Genomic DNA, 656 nt, shown 5'->3' with positions numbered 1-656 from the left:
GTTTTAATCAGTACTGGCGATAAAGATATGGCTCAGCTGGTGGATGACAACATTACCTTGATCAACACCATGACGAACGTCGTGATGGATCGTGAAGGGGTGGTGGAAAAATTTGGTATTCCGCCAGAGTTGATAATCGACTATCTAGCGTTGATGGGCGATAAAGTCGATAACATCCCTGGTGTTCCGGGTGTGGGCGACAAAACGGCGACTGCTTTGCTGCAGGGCATTGGTGGCCTTACTAAGTTGTACGAAAATCTGGATGATATCGCGGCACTTGGTTTCCGCGGTTCGAAAACCATGGCGAAGAAGCTGGTCGACAACAAAGACAACGCTATGCTGTCTTATGAGCTGGCTACCATCAAGCTGGATGTGGAACTGGAAGAAACACCAGAGTCGCTACTGAAAGCAGAGCCAAACAAAGACGAATTGATCAAACTGTATGGTCAGTTGACGTTTAAGTCTTGGGTGAACGAACTGCTTGAAGGCGGCTCAGGCACTGTCGAAGCGGTTGAACTTGCAGGTTCTGCGCAAGCATCATCATCTTCTTCTTCGCATGCTGAAATGGAAACCTCAGCGGTAACGATTGATCGCAGTCAGTACGAAACCATTTTGGACGAAGTTTCTTTCAATGCGTGGCTAGAAAAACTCAAAGC

At 47.6% G+C, this 656-nt stretch carries 1 protein-coding gene; it reads left to right on the top strand.

Annotated elements, in window-relative coordinates; translation table 11 throughout:
- Positions 1-656, top strand: a 656-nt coding sequence (locus R7Q48_RS28060) for a 5'-3' exonuclease H3TH domain-containing protein (protein ID WP_318133585.1), incomplete at both ends; no start/stop codon positions are given.

The organism is Vibrio sp. 378 (assembly GCF_033339435.1).
Note: the sequence above shows the minus strand (reverse complement) of the source record. Positions and strands in the feature narration are given on the sequence as shown.